The following is a 16,137-nucleotide window of genomic DNA, read 5'->3' on the forward strand; positions in this document are numbered from 1 at the left end:
TGCGTGACGGGAGGATTACTCCTGGAGGTCACCGCAGAAACGATAGCCTTCACCATGGATCGTGGCGATGATTTCCGGCGTATCAGGCGTAGATTCGAAATGTTTACGAATACGACGGATGGTTACGTCAACGGTACGATCGTGTGGCTTCAACTCACGACCGGTCATTTTCTTCAGCAGTTCTGCACGGGACTGGATCTTGCCCGGGTTTTCGCAGAAGTGCAGCATCGCGCGGAATTCACTGCGCGGCAGTTTGTACTGCTCACCGTTCGGGCTAATCAGCGAACGGCTATTGATATCAAGTTCCCAGCCGTTGAATTTGTAGCTGTCGACGCTACGACGCTCTTCACTGACCGTACCCAGATTCATGGTGCGGGACAGCAGGTTGCGTGCACGAATGGTTAACTCGCGAGGGTTGAACGGCTTGGTGATGTAGTCATCCGCGCCGATTTCCAGACCAAGAATTTTATCAACCTCGTTGTCACGGCCTGTCAGGAACATCAACGCGACGTTCGCCTGTTCACGCAGTTCGCGCGCCAGAAGAAGCCCGTTTTTGCCCGGCAGATTGATATCCATAATCACCAGGTTGATATCATTTTCAGAAAGGATCTGATGCATCTCTGCGCCATCGGTCGCTTCAAAGACATCGTAGCCTTCTGCTTCGAAAATGCTCTTTAACGTGTTGCGTGTTACCAACTCGTCTTCAACGATAAGAATGTGCGGGGTCTGCATGTTTGCTACCTAAATTGCCAACTAAATCGAAACAGGAAGTACAAAAGTCCCTGACCTGCCTGATGCATGTCGCAAATTAACATGATCGGCTTAACGTGACTAAAGTACGTAATTGCGTTCTTGATGCACTTTCCATCAACGTCAACAACATCATTAGCTTGGTCGTGGGTACTTTCCCTTTGGACCCGACAGTGTCAAAAACGGCTGTCATCCTAACCATTTTAACAGCAACATAACAGGCTAAGTGACACCGGACACCCAATAAAACTACGCTTCGTTGACATATATCAAGTTCAATTGTAGCACGTTAACAGTTTGATGAAATCATCGTAGCTGAATGCTAGCCTTTGTCACAATTTTTCAATAAACCAACTAGTTGCGGACATTGATTGATAAACGGTACGAATCCAATCGGAAAAGAGTATTCATAAGGTCATTATCATTACAAAACATAAGGATAATGGACTTCTGTTAACATTCTAACTGATTGTTCAGCCACAAAATAGTTTAGCTTTTTTTAATTGTTATGAAACGCTATTTCGGTGATTTGTGTTGCAAAATTGTAAATTCGTGCTGCGTAATATGTTGAAGTGAATCACATTTTTACCTGCTAACTGATTAAAAAGAGAGCATAAATGCATCTGTCGATTGTGCTGGTGGCACCAGCAAGAGCTGAAAATATTGGCGCTGCGGCGCGTGCCATGAAGACCATGGGTTTTACCGATTTGCGTATCGTAGACAGCACGGCGCATCTGGAGCCTGCTGCGCGATGGGTGGCGCACGGTTCGGGTGATATTCTCGATAATATAACCACTTACGCTACGCTCGCTGAGGCGCTGCACGATATTTCGTTTACCGTCGCGACGACCGCGCGCAGCCGGGCGAAGTTTCATTATTACGCCACGCCTGCTGAACTGGTGCCAATACTGGAAGAAAAAAGCCAGTGGCTGGAGAAAGCCGCGCTGGTGTTTGGGCGAGAAGATTCCGGGCTGACTAACGAAGAACTGGAACTGGCTGACGTCCTGACGGGCGCGCCGATGGTGGCGGATTATCCGTCACTCAATCTGGGGCAGGCGGTGATGGTGTACTGCTATCAATTAGCATCCTTAATACAAATTTCTCAGCCGCCAGCGTCAGTAACGGATGAAAACCAGCTGGCGGCGCTGCGTATTCGTGCAGATAAGCTTCTCGAGCAACTGGGCGTCGCTGACGATCAAAAAATGGTGGACTGGTTACAGCAGCGCCTGGGGCGTCTTGAACAGCGCGACACGGCAATGCTGCACCGATTGCTTCATGATATTGAAAAAAAATTAGCCGAGTAAAATAGTGTCATAGGTTTTTATTATGGCCGATCCTGCTGATGTCTGGGGTTGCATCTGGGGTATTCCGATGAAAATAAATCTGCACGCAGCGGGACGTGAGAATGTCCCGAATTGTGATCAAATTAAAAATTCATTGACTTAAGGTGTCCGATCCTTTAACCCTAAAAGAATAGAGCACAGACAGATAATAATGACAGAGTACACAACATCCATGAAACGCATCAGCATCACCACCATTACTACAACCATCATCATTACCACAGGTAACGATGCGGGCTGACGCGTACAGGAAAAACAGAAAAAAGCCCGCACCTGAACAGTGCGGGCTTTTTTTTCGGCTAAAGGAAATGAGGTAGAACCATGCGAGTGTTGAAGTTCGGCGGTACATCAGTGGCAAATGCAGAGCGTTTTCTGCGTGTTGCCGATATCCTGGAAAGTAACGCCAGGCAGGGGCAGGTTGCTACCGTGCTCTCTGCCCCGGCAAAAATCACGAACCACCTGGTGGCGATGATTGAAAAAACCATCGGTGGCCAGGATGCACTTCCGAACATCAGCGACGCCGAACGTATCTTCGCTGAACTGCTTCAGGGGCTGGCAGACGCCCAGCCTGGCTTCCCGCTGGCGCAGCTGAAAAGCACCGTGGAACTCGAATTTGCCCAGATTAAACACGTCCTTCACGGTATCAGCCTGCTGGGTCAATGCCCGGACAGCATCAACGCGGCGCTGATTTGCCGGGGTGAAAAACTCTCTATCGCCATCATGGCAGGCGTGCTGGAAGCGCGCGGTCACCACGTGACGGTCATCGATCCGGTTGAAAAACTGCTGGCTGTGGGGCACTACCTTGAATCCACCGTCGACATTGCCGAGTCGACACGCCGCATTGCGGCGAGCAAAATCCCGTCTGACCACATGATCCTGATGGCAGGCTTCACCGCCGGTAACGAGAAGGGCGAACTGGTGGTGCTGGGGCGTAACGGCTCTGACTACTCCGCTGCCGTGCTGGCGGCCTGTTTACGTGCAGACTGTTGTGAGATCTGGACTGACGTTGATGGTGTATATACCTGTGACCCGCGCCAGGTGCCGGACGCCAGGCTGTTGAAGTCGATGTCGTACCAGGAAGCGATGGAGCTTTCCTACTTCGGCGCCAAAGTGCTTCACCCACGTACCATCTCCCCGATTGCCCAGTTCCAGATCCCTTGCCTGATTAAAAATACCGGTAATCCGCAGGCGCCGGGTACGCTGATTGGCGCCAGCGCTGATGAAGATGACCTGCCGGTAAAAGGCATTTCGAACCTTAATAACATGGCGATGTTCAGCGTCTCTGGCCCGGGTATGAAAGGTATGGTTGGCATGGCGGCACGCGTATTTGCGGCCATGTCCCGTAACGGGATCTCCGTGGTGCTGATCACGCAGTCTTCTTCCGAATACAGCATCAGCTTCTGCGTCCCGCAGGGCGATTGCCTGCGCGCCCGTCGCGCGCTGGAAGAAGAGTTCTACCTGGAGCTGAAAGAAGAGCTGCTGGAGCCGCTCTCGATTCAGGAGCGTCTGGCCGTGATCTCCGTGGTAGGCGACGGCATGCGCACCCTGCGCGGAATCTCCGCCAAATTCTTTGCCGCCCTGGCGCGGGCCAATATCAATATCGTGGCGATTGCCCAGGGCTCATCAGAGCGTTCAATTTCCGTTGTCGTGGATAACGATGACGCCACTACCGGCGTGCGCGTGGTGCATCAGATGCTGTTCAACACCGACCAGGTGATTGAGCTGTTCCTGGTGGGCGTCGGCGGCGTCGGCGGCGCGCTGCTGGAGCAGGTAAAGCGCCAGCAGGAGTGGCTTAAGAAGAAACATATCGATCTGCGCGTCTGCGGAATTGCGAACTCGAAAGCGTTGCTGACTAACGTCCACGGTCTGAACCTGGAAAACTGGCAGGCGGAACTGGAAGAGGCGAAAGAGCCGTTCAACCTGGGTCGTCTGATCCGTCTGGTGAAAGAGTATCACCTGCTTAACCCGGTGATCGTCGACTGTACCTCCAGCCAGGCTGTGGCCGATCAGTACGCGGATTTCCTGCGCGAAGGTTTCCATGTGGTGACGCCGAACAAAAAGGCCAACACCTCGTCGATGGATTACTATCACCAGCTGCGTCTGGCGGCGAGCAAGTCGCGCCGCAAGTTTCTGTATGACACCAACGTGGGCGCAGGCCTGCCGGTCATCGAGAACCTGCAAAACCTGCTGAACGCGGGCGACGAACTACAGCGTTTCTCCGGCATCCTCTCCGGCTCCCTGTCGTTTATCTTCGGCAAGCTGGACGAAGGGATGAGCCTGTCGGAAGCCACCCGCGCCGCGCGCGAGCTGGGCTACACCGAGCCGGATCCGCGCGACGACCTCTCCGGTATGGATGTGGCGCGTAAGCTGCTGATCCTGGTGCGCGAAACCGGCCGCGAGCTGGAGCTTTCGGATATCGTGATTGAGCCGGTGCTGCCAGCAGAATTTGATGACAGCGGCGACGTCAGCGCTTTTATGGCCAGGTTGCCGCAGCTTGACGACGCCTTTGCCGCCCGCGTTGCGAAAGCCCGTGATGAAGGTAAGGTATTGCGCTATGTTGGCAATATTGAAGAAGACGGCGTCTGCCGCGTGAAGATTGCCGAAGTGGATGGCAACGATCCGCTGTACAAGGTGAAAAACGGCGAGAACGCCCTGGCGTTCTACAGCCATTATTATCAGCCACTGCCGCTGGTACTTCGCGGCTATGGCGCAGGGAATGATGTGACGGCGGCGGGCGTGTTTGCCGATCTGCTGCGTACCCTGTCATGGAAGTTAGGAGTTTAAGATGATTAAAGTATATGCCCCGGCTTCCAGCGCCAATATGAGCGTCGGATTTGACGTGCTGGGCGCGGCGGTTACGCCGGTGGATGGTTCGCTGCTGGGCGATACGGTAACGATTGAGGCGGCAGAGCGCTTCAGCCTGAATAACGTCGGCCGTTTTGCCAGCAAGCTGCCCCCTGAACCGCGTGAGAATATCGTTTATCAGTGCTGGGAACGCTTCTGTCAGGAGATCGGTAAAAACGTGCCGGTCGCCATGACGCTGGAAAAGAGCATGCCGATTGGTTCGGGACTCGGCTCCAGCGCCTGCTCGGTGGTCGCCGCGCTGGTGGCGATGAATGAGCACTGCGGCAAGCCGCTGAACAACAGCCGCTTGCTGGCGCTGATGGGCGAGCTGGAAGGGCGCATCTCCGGCAGCATTCATTATGATAACGTGGCGCCGTGCTTCCTTGGCGGCATGCAGCTGATGATTGAAGAAAATGGCATCATCAGCCAGCAGGTGCCAGGGTTTGATGAGTGGCTGTGGGTGCTTGCCTATCCGGGCATTAAGGTTTCTACCGCCGAAGCGCGTGCGATCCTGCCGGCGCAGTATCGTCGTCAGGACTGTATCGCCCACGGGCGTCATCTGGCGGGCTTTATTCATGCCTGCTATACCCGACAGCCGCAGCTGGCGGCGAAACTGATGAAAGACGTTATTGCCGAGCCGTATCGCACGAAGCTGCTGCCGGGCTTTAACGAAGCGCGACAGGCATCCATGGATATCGGCGCACAGGCGTGCGGTATCTCCGGCTCCGGCCCGACGCTGTTCGCCTTATGCGACAAGCCAGACACCGCGCAGCGTGTGGCGGACTGGCTCTCTAAACACTACCTGCAAAATCAGGAAGGCTTTGTTCATATTTGCCGTCTGGACACGGCTGGCGCACGAGTACTGGGATAACGAATGAAACTCTACAACCTTAAAGATCATAACGAGCAGGTCAGCTTTTCGCAGGCGGTAACGCAGGGTTTGGGCAAAAATCAGGGGCTATTTTTCCCCCACGACCTGCCGGAATTTCAACTGACTGAAATCGATGAACTGCTTAAGCAGGACTTTGTCACCCGCAGCACCAAAATTCTGTCTGCGTTTATTGGCGACGAAATCCCGCAGGAGCTGCTCGAAGAGCGCGTGCGCGCGGCGTTTGCTTTCCCGGCCCCGGTGAAGCAGGTGGAGCCTGACGTTGGCTGTCTGGAGCTGTTCCACGGCCCGACGCTGGCGTTCAAAGATTTCGGCGGTCGCTTTATGGCGCAGATGCTGACCCACATCAGCGGCGACAAACCGGTGACCATCCTGACCGCGACCTCAGGTGATACCGGTGCGGCGGTGGCTCATGCGTTCTACGGCCTGAAAAACGTCCGCGTGGTGATCCTCTATCCGAAAGGCAAAATCAGCCCGCTTCAGGAAAAACTGTTCTGCACTCTTGGGGGCAACATTGAAACCGTGGCGATCGACGGCGATTTCGATGCCTGCCAGGCGCTGGTGAAGCAGGCCTTTGATGACGAAGAGCTGAAGGCGGCGCTGGGGCTGAACTCTGCCAACTCCATCAACATCAGCCGTCTGCTGGCGCAGATCTGCTACTACTTCGAAGCGGTGGCCCAGCTGCCGCAGGACGCGCGCAATCAGCTGGTAGTTTCCGTGCCAAGCGGGAACTTCGGCGATCTGACGGCGGGCCTGCTGGCGAAATCACTCGGCCTGCCGGTGAAGCGCTTTATCGCCGCTACCAACGCCAACGACACCGTGCCGCGTTTCCTGAAGGACGGAAAATGGGCGCCGAACGCGACGCAGGCCACGCTCTCCAATGCGATGGATGTGTCACAGCCTAACAACTGGCCGCGTGTGGAAGAGCTGTTCCGCCGTAAGGTCTGGCGTCTGGGCGACCTGGGCTACGCAGCGGTGACGGACGAAACCACGAAAGCCACCATGCGCGAGCTGAAAGCGGTGGGCTATACCTCTGAGCCGCACGCGGCGATTGCCTATCGTGCCCTGCGCGATCAGCTTCAACCGGGTGAGTATGGCCTGTTCCTCGGTACCGCCCATCCGGCCAAGTTCAAAGAGAGCGTGGAAGCGATCCTGGGTGAAACGCTGCCGCTGCCAAAAGAGCTGGCCGAGCGCGCCGACCTGCCGTTGCTGTCCCATGAGCTGCCCGCAGACTTTGCCGCACTGCGTAAGCTGATGATGACCCGAGCGTGAGTTTATTGCCCGGTGGCGGCTACGCCTTACCGGGCCTGGAACATTTCAGAAAGTAGGCCGGGTAAGGCGAAGCCGCCATCCGGCTTTTTTATGGAGAAAATAAGGAGAAAAACAGCAGAAAAAAAGCAGAAATTCCCAATAAATGCGGTCACTTAGGGTTTAGGATTGCAGAGAATAACATCCACCGTTCCCATCACGTACTCTCCTTACATCGGCCCACGTTGGGCAAGAAGAATAAGGAGTCACCTATGTCTACACTGAAACCTGCACTTATCGCACTTTCACTGATGCTGGTCGCTCCCATGGCGGTGCAGGCAGCTGAGATCACCCTCGTCCCTGCGGTAAAACTGCAAATTGGCGATCGGGATAATAACGGACACTACTGGGATGGCGGCCGCTGGCGCGACCATGACTGGTGGAAAGCGCACTATGACTGGCGCGATAACCACTGGCGTCCGCACGATGAACATCGCGATCGTCACGATCATCACCGTCATGACGATCATCGCCCGGGGCCGGACCGGAAGCACCATTAACACAAACCCCGCCAGCTGGCGGGGTTGTCTTTTATTGCTCGTGACGCTTAAACACCAGCTCGTTTTTTCCTGACGATGCCTCGTCGAAGAAATACCCTTCACTGTTAAAGCCAGTGAGCTGCTCTGGCTTCGTCAGGCGGTTTTGAATGATGAAGCGGCTCATCAGACCGCGCGCTTTTTTGGCGTAGAAGCTGATCACTTTAAATTTGCCGTTTTTCTCGTCGAGGAACACCGGCTTGATAATGTCCGCATTCAGCTTTTTCGGCTTCACCGATTTGAAGTACTCATCGGAGGCCAGGTTGATCACCACGTTGTCCCCCTGGGCTTGCAGCGCCGCGTTAAGCTTATCGGTAATGACATCGCCCCAGAACTGGTACAAATCTTTGCCTTTGGCGTTTTCCAGGCGGATACCCATCTCCAGACGATATGGCTGCATCAGATCCAGCGGGCGCAGCACCCCGTACAGGCCGGATAACATGCGCAGATGCTGCTGGGCAAAATCGAAATCGGCTTCGCTAAACGTTTCTGCTTGCAGGCCAGTGTAGACGTCACCTTTGAAGGCCAACAGCGCCTGGCGGGCGTTAGCGGGCGTGAAGTCAGGCTGCCACTCGTGAAAACGGGTGGCGTTCAGGTCGGCGAGTTTATCACTGATGCTCATCAGCGAAGCGATTTGCGGAGCCGAAAGCTTACGCGCCTCGTGGATCAGCTGTTGCGAGTAGTCCAGCAATTCCGGCTGGGTATAACGCTCAGTGGCGAGCGGGCTCTGGTAGTCGAGCGTTTTGGCAGGTGAAATCAGAATCAGCATATCCAGTCCTTGCAGGAAATTTAGAGCGACTTTAACAAAAAATCGCCCTGAATTGATCGATAGCTGTTATTGCCGCGGCAAATCATCCCAGGTGCCAGGAGCAATTTGTGACTCGATTTCGGGATAGCGTGAGGCGTCAAAGACGGGCTGTACGCCGAGCTTGCGCTGACGCAGATAATCGCGCGCGATCAGCGCCACAACCGGTGAAAGAAGCAAAATTGCCGTCAAATTGGTGATGGCCATCAGCGCCATAATGACATCCGCCAGTTGCCAGATCATCGGCATGCTGAGCAGGCAACCGACAAATACCATCGCCAGCACACCCGCGCGAAGGATGTTGCGGGCCAGACGCGAGTCAACTTTCAGGAAAATAAGGTTGTTCTCGGCATAGATATAGTTCACCACAATAGAACTGAAGGCAAAAAGTCCCACGACAAGGGCGACAAGGCCTGCGCCCCAACCGCCGACGAGGGAGACCAGCGCCTGTTGTACCCAGTGAATGCCTGCTGTACTGCCGGATGGATGTTCAACGGCGCCGGACAGCAACATTATCATCGCACTGGCGGAGCAGATAACAATGGTGTCTGTGAAGACGCCAATCATCTGTACAATGCCCTGCGCGGCGGGATGCGGGGGCCAGGATGCGGCCGCTGCGGCGGCATTCGGCGTGGAGCCCATTCCCGCCTCGTTGGAGAACATGCCTCGCTGAAAACCCGCAGTGAGAGCCTGGCTAAGGGTGTAACCCAGCGCGCCGGAAGCCGCTTCGCGCCAGCCGAACGCGCTTTGGAAAATAGTGACGATGACGTTCGGCACTTCGTCGATATGTATCGCGCATACCAACAGGCTGGTTGACACCCACAGCAGCGCCATCAGCGGAACCAGCCACTGCATCAGGCGGGCAACCCCTCTGAGCCCGGTCACAATGGTCAGCAGGGTGAGAAGGGCAAGCGCGCCGCCCGTCAGCCACTCCGGACAATTAAAGGCGAAGCGCAGCGCGTGGGCGACGGAATTTGCCTGAACGGTATTGAAAATAAGACCATAGGCCATCAGTAAAAAAATAGAGAACAGGACGCCCATCCAGCGCATTCCCAGTCCGCGAGCCATATACCAGGCGGGGCCGCCGCGAAACTGACCGTTGCCGTCTTTTTCTTTGTAGAGCTGCGCAAGCGAGCATTCAGCAAAGGAGGTGGCCATACCGATAATCGCCGTCACCCACATCCAGAATACCGCGCCCGGACCGCCCGCGCCGATTGCCAGCGCGACACCGGCCAGGTTACCGCTGCCGACGCGCGCGGCCAGGCTGGTACAGAGCGCCTGAAATGAGGTCAGGCCGCCCGGCTGTGGCGTGACGCTGTTTTTCAGACTTCTGCCAAATTTGCGAATATAGCGAAACTGAATCAGTCCGCTGCGCCACGTAAACCAGATACCTGCTCCTGAAAGCAGGTATATCATGATTGAACCCCAGAGAACTTCGTTAATAAAGAAAAAGAAATCAGGCACTAACGTCCCTCTTGTTGATGCCAACGTGAATATGTAAGCGCTACCACTGATTGTGCATGCTGTTACTTAGCAGCCTGTTAATATTCTGAGTTTATCATACTCTGCCTAAGCGCACTGTCTGCGGTTGCGCTGCCTCTCACTCGTGTTATCATCAGGGCAGACCGGTTACATCCCCCTAACAAGTAAACCTGTCATTTTTCCGCTGCTGGCAGGCTGTCGGTAGTGTGAATTATCCAGGGAACGTTAAAAGAGAAACACTATCATGACGGATAAATTGACCTCCCTTCGTCAGTTCACCACTGTCGTCGCTGACACCGGAGATATTGCGGCAATGAAGCTGTACCAGCCGCAGGATGCTACAACCAACCCTTCTCTGATCCTTAACGCCGCGCAGATCCCTGAGTATCGCAAACTGATCGACGAGGCGGTGACCTGGGCAAAAGCACAGAGCAATGACCGCGCGCAGCAGGTTGTAGATGCGACTGACAAACTGGCAGTAAACATCGGTCTGGAAATCCTGAAGCTCGTTCCTGGCCGTATCTCTACTGAAGTTGATGCTCGCCTGTCCTACGACACCGAAGCGTCTATTGCCAAAGCAAAACGCCTGATCAAACTGTACAACGATGCGGGCATCAGCAACGACCGTATCCTGATCAAACTGGCCTCTACCTGGCAGGGCATTCGCGCCGCTGAACAGCTGGAAAAAGAAGGGATCAACTGTAACCTGACTCTGCTGTTCTCCTTCGCACAGGCGCGTGCATGTGCCGAAGCTGGCGTATACCTGATTTCTCCGTTTGTGGGCCGTATTCTGGACTGGTACAAAGCCAACACCGACAAGAAAGAGTATGCGGCGTCTGAAGATCCAGGCGTGATTTCCGTGACGGAAATCTACGAATACTACAAACAGCACGGCTATGAGACCGTTGTTATGGGCGCAAGCTTCCGTAACGTCGGTGAAATCATTGAGCTGGCTGGCTGTGACCGCCTGACCATCGCCCCTGCGCTGCTGAAAGAGCTGGCAGAAAGCGAAGGAGCTATCGAGCGTAAACTGTCCTACACCGGTGAAGTGAAAGCGCGCCCAGAGCGCATCACCGAGTCCGAGTTCCTGTGGCAGCACAACCAGGATCCAATGGCCGTAGATAAACTGGCGGACGGTATCCGTAAGTTTGCTATCGACCAGGAAAAACTGGAAAAAATGATCGGCGACCTGCTGTAATCATTCTGCGTGACCGGGTTCCCGGTCACGCCTCTTTCCCCCGCCTCTGTCTGAATTTTCTCTCTGCGTGTATCATTCCCTTTAATCAGTACTTTTTGAATGGAATGGATATGAATACCTTACGCATCGGCTTAGTGTCGATTTCTGACCGCGCCTCCAGCGGTGTTTATCAGGATAAAGGCATCCCTGCTCTGGAAGCGTGGCTGGGCAGCGCGCTCACTACCCCGTTTGAGATCCAGACTCGCCTGATCCCGGACGAGCAGCCGATCATCGAGCAGACCCTGTGTGAGCTGGTGGATGAGATGAGCTGCCACCTTGTGCTGACGACGGGCGGAACCGGCCCCGCGCGCCGCGATGTAACGCCGGACGCGACGCTGGCTATCGCCGATCGTGAAATGCCGGGCTTCGGTGAACAGATGCGCCAGATCAGTCTACACTTTGTCCCGACGGCCATTCTTTCCCGTCAGGTCGGGGTGATCCGCAAACAGGCGCTGATCCTGAACCTGCCGGGGCAGCCGAAGTCGATAAAAGAAACGCTGGAAGGAGTAAAAGCCGAAGACGGGAGCGTTATCGTCCACGGTATCTTTGCAAGTGTACCGTATTGTATACAACTGCTTGACGGTCCGTACGTGGAAACTGACGGCAATGTGGTAGCAGCATTTCGCCCTAAAAGCGCTCGCCGCGAAACAATCTCCTGAAAATGCTTTAAATGTGACATTAGCGCCAGCCGCAGTAGCGTGTAAATGGATTTACGATATAGTAATTTTTTCTTTACGATTGCTGTAAAAAATAATCCACAACACATGCACAATGGTTCGCTATGTCACATAACACCCGACCTCTGAATCGACAGGACTACAAAACCCTCACGCTCGCTGCTCTGGGCGGCGCGCTGGAGTTTTACGACTTCATCATCTTTGTCTTCTTCGCCGCCGTCGTGGGGGCGCTGTTTTTCCCGGCGGATATTCCTGAATGGCTGCGTCAGGTGCAAACCTTCGGCATTTTCGCTGCCGGGTATCTGGCGCGTCCGCTGGGCGGCATTGTTATGGCGCACTTTGGCGATCTGGTTGGGCGCAAGAAGATGTTTACCCTCAGCATCCTGCTGATGGCCGTGCCGACGCTGGCGATTGGCCTTTTGCCTACCTATGACTCGATGGGCATTATCGCCCCGTTATTGCTGCTACTGATGCGTATTCTCCAGGGCGCGGCCATCGGCGGGGAAGTGCCGGGCGCGTGGGTGTTTGTCGCTGAGCACGTCCCGGTGCGCCGCATCGGCATTGCGTGCGGAACGCTGACCGCAGGGCTGACGATTGGGATCCTGCTTGGCTCCGTGGTTGCAACCATCATCAATACCAGCATGACGCAACAGGCCGTTCACGACTGGGGCTGGCGTATCCCGTTCCTGCTGGGCGGGGCGTTTGGGCTAGTGGCAATGTACCTGCGACGCTGGTTGCAGGAGACGCCAGTATTTCTGGAAATGCAGCAGCGGAAGGCGCTGGCGCAAGAATTGCCGGTAAAAACCGTAGTAGTGCGGCATAAAAAAGCGGTAGTCGTGTCGATGCTTCTGACCTGGCTGCTGTCTGCGGGTATCGTGGTGGTCATTTTGATGTCGCCGGTCTGGCTGCAAAAACAGTACGGTTTTGCGCCTGCGGTGACGTTACAGGCGAACAGTATCGCGACAATTATGCTCTGCTTTGGCTGTCTGGCCGCGGGACTGGCGGCGGATCGTTTCGGTGCCAGCGTGACCTTTATTGTCGGCAGCCTGCTGCTGGCCGCGTCGAGCTGGGCATTCTACCATCTTGCGGGCAGCCATCCTGAACAGTTGTTCCTGCTGTACGGCATCGTCGGGCTGTGCGTGGGCGTCGTTGGCGCCGTACCGTACGTAATGGTCCGCGCCTTCCCGCCGGAGGTACGCTTCACCGGCATCTCTTTCTCTTATAACGTCTCGTATGCCATTTTCGGTGGGCTGACCCCGATTGTGGTCACGGTGTTGATGGGGCTGTCACCCCTTGCACCTGCATGGTACGTGCTGGCGTTATCGCTAATGGGGCTGGTATTGGGGATGTGGCTTCGCCAGTCAGAGGGATGTCGTGCCCGCGACGCGGGCACGACAGAGGGATCAGTGTTTTTCACCAATCGGTAATACGGTGCGGCCGAACTGCTCGTTCAGCACTTCACCCATTGCCAGGTAGATAGCGCTTGCGCCGCACACCAGACCGACCCAGCCGGCAACGTGAACGATGCCTTCGTTATCCGCCAGGTGACCCGCGGCAAGCAGAGCGAACAGCACGGTCAGGCTCAGGAAGACGAATTGCAGCGCGCGGTTCGCCTTCAGGGTGCCGAAGAACATGAACAGGGTGAACACGCCCCACAGTCCCAGGTACACGCCCAGGAAATGGGCGTTTGAAGCATCTGCCAGGCCCATTTTAGGCATCAGCAGAATGGCGACCAGCGTCAGCCAGAACGAACCGTAAGAGGTAAAGGCGGTTAAGCCGAAGGTATTGCCTTTCTTATATTCCAGCAGGCCCGCGAAAATTTGCGCGATACCGCCGTAAAAAATGCCCATCGCCAGGATTACGCCGTCCATCGGGAACATCCCGATGTTGTGCAGGTTCAGCAGAATGGTGGTCATGCCAAAACCCATCAGGCCCAGCGGAGCCGGATTAGCCAACTTAGTGTTGCCCATAAGTCCTCAAAAAAATCATCATTAATATGGTGAAATGGTTAAACCCGCGCCAGTTCTCCCTGACGGGGCGCGGCATCATAATGGGCGGCATCGGCGCCGTCTATGATCTCATCGGGGTGAAATTAAAAAATTTTTTATCCTTCCCCCTTGATGGATGCCGTTGTGACCCCATCTTGTAAGCAACCGCAGTGTGTGGACCTGAAAAAAATCAAATCTGGGCAGTTGAAAAAGCACGTTCTGCCCTTATTACAGGTACACAACCACATGTTGACTGAATTTTTAGTGGAGACGTTTAGATGGGTAAAATTATTGGTATCGACCTGGGTACTACCAACTCTTGTGTAGCGATTATGGATGGCACTACTGCACGTGTGCTGGAGAACGCCGAGGGCGATCGCACCACGCCTTCTATCATTGCTTATACCCAGGATGGTGAAACTCTGGTTGGTCAGCCGGCTAAACGTCAGGCAGTGACAAACCCGCAAAACACCCTGTTTGCAATCAAACGCCTGATTGGCCGCCGCTTCCAGGACGAAGAAGTTCAGCGTGACGTTTCCATCATGCCTTACAAAATCATCGCAGCCGATAACGGCGATGCATGGCTTGATGTGAAAGGCACCAAAACTGCACCTCCGCAGATCTCTGCTGAAGTGCTGAAGAAAATGAAGAAAACCGCGGAAGATTACCTGGGTGAACCGGTAACTGAAGCTGTTATCACCGTACCTGCTTACTTCAACGATGCTCAGCGTCAGGCAACCAAAGATGCTGGCCGTATCGCAGGTCTGGAAGTAAAACGTATCATCAACGAACCAACCGCAGCAGCACTGGCTTACGGTCTGGATAAAGAAGTTGGTAACCGTACTATCGCGGTTTACGACCTGGGTGGTGGTACCTTCGATATCTCTATTATCGAAATCGACGACGTCGACGGCGAAAAAACCTTCGAAGTTCTGGCAACCAATGGTGATACCCACCTGGGTGGTGAAGACTTCGATACCCGTCTGATCAACTACCTCGTTGACGAGTTTAAGAAAGATCAGGGCATTGACCTGCGTAACGACCCGCTGGCCATGCAGCGCCTGAAAGAAGCGGCTGAGAAAGCGAAGATCGAACTGTCTTCCGCTCAGCAGACCGATGTGAACCTGCCGTACATCACCGCAGACGCGACCGGTCCAAAACACATGAACATCAAAGTGACCCGTGCGAAACTGGAAAGCCTGGTAGAAGACCTGGTGAACCGTTCTATCGAGCCACTGAAAGTTGCATTGCAGGACGCTGGCCTGTCCGTGTCTGATATTCAGGACGTTATCCTGGTAGGTGGTCAGACCCGTATGCCAATGGTTCAGAAGAAAGTTGCTGAATTCTTTGGTAAAGAGCCACGTAAAGACGTGAACCCGGACGAAGCGGTTGCTATCGGTGCTGCGGTTCAGGGTGGTGTTCTGACGGGTGAAGTGAAAGACGTACTGCTGCTGGACGTTACTCCGCTGTCACTGGGTATCGAAACCATGGGTGGCGTGATGACTCCGCTCATCAACAAAAACACTACTATCCCGACGAAACACAGCCAGGTGTTCTCCACCGCTGAAGACAACCAGTCTGCGGTAACCATCCATGTGATTCAGGGTGAGCGTAAGCGTGCGGCGGATAACAAATCTCTGGGTCAGTTCAACCTGGACGGTATTAACCCGGCACCACGCGGCATGCCACAGATCGAAGTCACCTTCGACATCGATGCTGACGGTATCCTGCACGTGTCTGCGAAAGACAAAAACAGCGGTAAAGAGCAGAAGATCACCATCAAGGCATCTTCTGGCCTGAACGAAGCGGAAATCGAAAAAATGGTTCGTGATGCCGAAGCTAACGCGGAATCCGACCGTAAGTTCGAAGAGCTGGTTCAGACCCGTAACCAGGGTGACCATCTGCTGCACAGCACCCGTAAGCAGGTTGAAGAAGCGGGCGATAAACTGCCAGCGGAAGACAAAACTGCGATCGAAACTGCACTGAGCGCACTGGAAACGTCTCTGAAAGGCGAAGACAAAGCGGACATTGAAGCGAAGATGCAGGAGCTGGCACAGGTTTCTCAGAAGCTGATGGAAATCGCTCAGCAGCAGCACGCACAGCAGCAGGCGGGCGCTGATGCTTCCCAGAACAACGCGAAAGACGACGATGTTGTCGACGCTGAGTTCGAAGAAGTGAAAGATAAAAAATAATCGCCCTGATGCAGGGTAATTAATCGGCACGGGCGTAGGAGTATTCTCCACGCCCGTGCTCGCATGTTAAGGGGCTTAAAAAAACC

General features: G+C 54.7%; 15 protein-coding genes and 1 other annotated feature. Of the genes, 11 read left to right on the plus strand and 4 right to left on the minus strand.

Annotation, left to right across the window (positions count from 1 at the left end; genetic code table 11):
* Positions 1-15: 15 nt before the first annotated feature.
* Entirely contained in the window at positions 16-732 is a 717-nt protein-coding gene (gene arcA, locus ACQG0S_RS03260; RefSeq protein WP_003856501.1) for a two-component system response regulator ArcA, read from the minus strand.
* A gap of 95 nt (positions 733-827) precedes the next feature.
* Here arcA and yjjY point away from each other — a divergent pair, with 95 nt between their 5' ends.
* The 7 genes from yjjY to ACQG0S_RS03295 all read left to right on the plus strand — a co-directional run bounded on the left by yjjY (position 828) and on the right by ACQG0S_RS03295 (position 7,634).
* Complete coding sequence (yjjY, locus tag ACQG0S_RS03265) at positions 828-968, plus strand: protein YjjY (RefSeq protein ID WP_001541509.1); 141 nt, start codon at positions 828-830, stop codon at positions 966-968.
* Positions 969-1,367: 399 nt separating this feature from the next.
* A complete protein-coding gene (locus ACQG0S_RS03270; RefSeq protein WP_022646996.1) occupies positions 1,368-2,054 on the plus strand; it encodes a tRNA/rRNA methyltransferase in 687 nt (228 codons plus the stop codon).
* A gap of 211 nt (positions 2,055-2,265) precedes the next feature.
* Positions 2,266-2,334: a thr operon leader peptide gene (gene thrL, locus ACQG0S_RS03275; RefSeq protein WP_015572623.1), complete on the plus strand. Its 69-nt coding sequence runs from the start codon at positions 2,266-2,268 to the stop codon at positions 2,332-2,334.
* Positions 2,273-2,390 (plus strand) — a sequence feature (Thr leader region). Its footprint overlaps the gene before it by 62 nt.
* 24 nt (positions 2,391-2,414) lie before the next feature.
* The gene (gene thrA, locus ACQG0S_RS03280; RefSeq protein WP_023305415.1) at positions 2,415-4,877 is read left to right on the plus strand and encodes a bifunctional aspartate kinase/homoserine dehydrogenase I; all 2,463 of its coding nucleotides are present in this window, start codon (positions 2,415-2,417) and stop codon (positions 4,875-4,877) included.
* 1 nt (position 4,878) lies between these two features.
* Positions 4,879-5,808 (plus strand): homoserine kinase, encoded by a 930-nt coding sequence (gene thrB / locus ACQG0S_RS03285; protein ID WP_048966499.1) that lies wholly within the window; start codon positions 4,879-4,881, stop codon positions 5,806-5,808.
* Between the two features lie 3 nt (positions 5,809-5,811).
* On the plus strand, positions 5,812-7,098 hold the full coding sequence (thrC, locus tag ACQG0S_RS03290) for a threonine synthase (protein ID WP_048966497.1): 1,287 nt from the start codon (positions 5,812-5,814) through the stop codon (positions 7,096-7,098).
* A gap of 248 nt (positions 7,099-7,346) precedes the next feature.
* Positions 7,347-7,634 (plus strand): DUF2502 domain-containing protein, encoded by a 288-nt coding sequence (locus tag ACQG0S_RS03295; protein WP_022646999.1) that lies wholly within the window; start codon positions 7,347-7,349, stop codon positions 7,632-7,634.
* Positions 7,635-7,665: 31 nt separating this feature from the next.
* On the opposite strand, the gene yaaA is transcribed toward ACQG0S_RS03295, so the two are convergent.
* Together yaaA and ACQG0S_RS03305 are read right to left on the minus strand one after the other, a co-directional pair.
* Positions 7,666-8,439, minus strand: coding sequence for a peroxide stress protein YaaA (gene yaaA, locus ACQG0S_RS03300; protein WP_023299288.1), 774 nt, complete (start codon positions 8,437-8,439; stop codon positions 7,666-7,668).
* Positions 8,440-8,505: 66 nt separating this feature from the next.
* Positions 8,506-9,939 (minus strand): alanine/glycine:cation symporter family protein, encoded by a 1,434-nt coding sequence (locus ACQG0S_RS03305; RefSeq protein WP_045621243.1) that lies wholly within the window; start codon positions 9,937-9,939, stop codon positions 8,506-8,508.
* 262 nt (positions 9,940-10,201) lie between these two features.
* On the opposite strand from ACQG0S_RS03305, the gene tal reads away from it, so the two are divergent.
* The 3 genes from tal to ACQG0S_RS03320 all read left to right on the plus strand — a co-directional run bounded on the left by tal (position 10,202) and on the right by ACQG0S_RS03320 (position 13,298).
* On the plus strand, positions 10,202-11,155 hold the full coding sequence (gene tal / locus ACQG0S_RS03310) for a transaldolase (RefSeq protein ID WP_003856481.1): 954 nt from the start codon (positions 10,202-10,204) through the stop codon (positions 11,153-11,155).
* Positions 11,156-11,265: 110 nt separating this feature from the next.
* Entirely contained in the window at positions 11,266-11,853 is a 588-nt protein-coding gene (gene mog, locus ACQG0S_RS03315) for a molybdopterin adenylyltransferase (RefSeq protein WP_003856479.1), read from the plus strand.
* Between the two features lie 122 nt (positions 11,854-11,975).
* Positions 11,976-13,298 (plus strand): MFS transporter, encoded by a 1,323-nt coding sequence (locus ACQG0S_RS03320; protein WP_048966496.1) that lies wholly within the window; start codon positions 11,976-11,978, stop codon positions 13,296-13,298.
* On the opposite strand, the gene satP is transcribed toward ACQG0S_RS03320, so the two are convergent.
* Positions 13,275-13,841 carry an acetate uptake transporter gene (gene satP / locus ACQG0S_RS03325; RefSeq protein WP_022647004.1) on the minus strand — a complete coding sequence of 189 codons (567 nt, stop codon included), beginning with the start codon at positions 13,839-13,841 and terminating at the stop codon, positions 13,275-13,277. The two genes, ACQG0S_RS03320 and satP, sit on opposite strands and share 24 nt — an antisense overlap.
* Positions 13,842-14,137: 296 nt before the next feature.
* Here satP and dnaK point away from each other — a divergent pair, with 296 nt between their 5' ends.
* Positions 14,138-16,051, plus strand: a complete 1,914-nt coding sequence (dnaK, locus tag ACQG0S_RS03330) for a molecular chaperone DnaK (protein ID WP_006810169.1) — start codon at positions 14,138-14,140, stop codon at positions 16,049-16,051.
* The last annotated feature ends 86 nt before the right edge of the window (positions 16,052-16,137 follow it).

The organism is Enterobacter cloacae complex sp. 418I7, from assembly GCF_050030705.1.
GTDB lineage: Bacteria > Pseudomonadota > Gammaproteobacteria > Enterobacterales > Enterobacteriaceae > Enterobacter > Enterobacter intestinihominis.

Bases quoted from the DNA above. Each gene is read 5' to 3' on its own strand.
- thrC (WP_048966497.1), top strand. From the start codon at position 5,812: ATGAAACTCTACAACCTTAAAGATCATAACGAGCAGGTCAGCTTTTCG.
- ACQG0S_RS03295 (WP_022646999.1), top strand. From the start codon at position 7,347: ATGTCTACACTGAAACCTGCACTTATCGCACTTTCACTGATGCTGGTC.
- mog (WP_003856479.1), top strand. From the start codon at position 11,266: ATGAATACCTTACGCATCGGCTTAGTGTCGATTTCTGACCGCGCCTCC.
- satP (WP_022647004.1), bottom strand. From the start codon at position 13,841: ATGGGCAACACTAAGTTGGCTAATCCGGCTCCGCTGGGCCTGATGGGT.
- thrB (WP_048966499.1), top strand. From the start codon at position 4,879: ATGATTAAAGTATATGCCCCGGCTTCCAGCGCCAATATGAGCGTCGGA.
- dnaK (WP_006810169.1), top strand. From the start codon at position 14,138: ATGGGTAAAATTATTGGTATCGACCTGGGTACTACCAACTCTTGTGTA.
- arcA (WP_003856501.1), bottom strand. From the start codon at position 732: ATGCAGACCCCGCACATTCTTATCGTTGAAGACGAGTTGGTAACACGC.
- thrA (WP_023305415.1), top strand. From the start codon at position 2,415: ATGCGAGTGTTGAAGTTCGGCGGTACATCAGTGGCAAATGCAGAGCGT.
- tal (WP_003856481.1), top strand. From the start codon at position 10,202: ATGACGGATAAATTGACCTCCCTTCGTCAGTTCACCACTGTCGTCGCT.
- ACQG0S_RS03320 (WP_048966496.1), top strand. From the start codon at position 11,976: ATGTCACATAACACCCGACCTCTGAATCGACAGGACTACAAAACCCTC.
- ACQG0S_RS03270 (WP_022646996.1), top strand. From the start codon at position 1,368: ATGCATCTGTCGATTGTGCTGGTGGCACCAGCAAGAGCTGAAAATATT.
- yaaA (WP_023299288.1), bottom strand. From the start codon at position 8,439: ATGCTGATTCTGATTTCACCTGCCAAAACGCTCGACTACCAGAGCCCG.